This window comes from Vibrio sp. IB15, from assembly GCF_016406055.1.
Classification (GTDB): Bacteria; Pseudomonadota; Gammaproteobacteria; order Enterobacterales; family Vibrionaceae; genus Vibrio; species Vibrio chagasii.
In genome coordinates this window covers 1-1,226 of sequence record NZ_JAEFCE010000145.1, presented here as the reverse complement: position 1 = coordinate 1,226, position 1,226 = coordinate 1, and the positions used below count along the sequence as shown (strand labels likewise).

Annotated in this window: 2 protein-coding genes; both read right to left on the bottom strand. The window is 48.6% G+C overall.

Features of this window, described 5'->3' with window-relative positions; translation table 11 throughout:
• Positions 1-325: 325 nt before the first annotated feature.
• The gene (locus JC606_RS23145) at positions 326-523 is read right to left on the bottom strand and encodes a hypothetical protein (RefSeq protein ID WP_198779546.1); all 198 of its coding nucleotides are present in this window, start codon (positions 521-523) and stop codon (positions 326-328) included.
• Positions 523-1,221 (bottom strand): hypothetical protein, encoded by a 699-nt coding sequence (locus JC606_RS23140; protein ID WP_198779548.1) that lies wholly within the window; start codon positions 1,219-1,221, stop codon positions 523-525. Before JC606_RS23140 ends, JC606_RS23145 begins: the two co-directional genes overlap by 1 nt.
• Positions 1,222-1,226: the final 5 nt, after the last annotated feature.

Here is a 1,226-nt window from a genome sequence, read left to right as displayed (position 1 = left end):
ATATCACTTACTACCGTTTTTGTTTTTAGTTCCCGCTAATCCGCGATGAACCTAATATAAGCCCTTTTCAGCTACTTTTCATATTACCCGAAGCTCTTATAGCAAAAGGCTTTATCGCGTGTTCTACGCGTTTCCTAGCCCCGTAGATTTTCACTAAATCAAAATTGCGAAAAAACCAGATCGAAAACGTCGCAGGTGGGGAGGAGGAGTGCGGATTCCGTCACCTGAGTGCTCCTTTACGTGGCGCTAGCCTGTAGCTACGCCATCGGCTTTAGATATAAGAAAAGCGCCCTTAGTGGGCGCTTGGTGATGATGAGGTATGTGTTTAGGTTACTTTGTAGCTCCCAGCTGAGCTGCCGCCTGTAACTTCCACTTGAGCGTTCTGTGTGATTTCATCCACTACCGCGTTGGCTATCGCTTCTGCCATCATGCCTGCCATAGCAAATTCGCCATCGAGCACAAAGCCCTGGGCTTTAAGCTCGGTTTCTAACTTCTGTTTCAATGACGTTTTACTTAATGCCATTAATCTTTTCCTGCATAAACGGTGGTTGATACATCGACATGCGGTTTCCCCATAAACGGGCAAATGCTCGCGCCAGTACATACGCCTTTTCCGCCATTGAATTTGATGGTGTCGGCGTCTTCGGTGATGTTCTTAGCTTTGATGGCCCTATTACCTTTGACGGTTTCAGTGTGGTTACCACCAATTTCTGCGATTCGATTTTCTAGCACTTTGATTTGTTGGGTGAGGCATTCAAGCTTGTCGGCTTGATCGGTCTTACGTTCGAAGTTGCCTTTCTGGTCGACTAACTGATATACGCCTTTGCGCTGTTGATAGCGGCTTTCGCCTTCCTTAATGCCTGGCAGTTTGAACCCAAGGGGTAGCACGCAACGAATAAAGGGCTTGTCGGGTTGGCCAAACATAAACCCGAGTTCAACAATACTGCCGATAGCCGGTGGCTCTAAACGGCCAGCATGGTCACCGAGACCAGGAACCGGAAGCGGCACGGCCTGCAGTGGTGATTTATCTTCATACTCCATACCCTTTTCATCGAGTAGCTGAACATCCACCGCGTAGTGAGGATAGAATCGGTCGGATAAATCGCCCTCTTGCGGTAGCTCTGGCAGTGCCAGGACCCTTCCCCACCGTGGCAAGTGCCATCGCCCTGTAAATTCTGGGAACAACCTAAAGATGATGCGTTTGATGGTGTTTACATCCATGTGAG

Bases quoted from the DNA above. Each gene is read 5' to 3' on its own strand.
- JC606_RS23145 (WP_198779546.1), bottom strand. From the start codon at position 523: ATGGCATTAAGTAAAACGTCATTGAAACAGAAGTTAGAAACCGAGCTT.
- JC606_RS23140 (WP_198779548.1), bottom strand. From the start codon at position 1,221: ATGGATGTAAACACCATCAAACGCATCATCTTTAGGTTGTTCCCAGAA.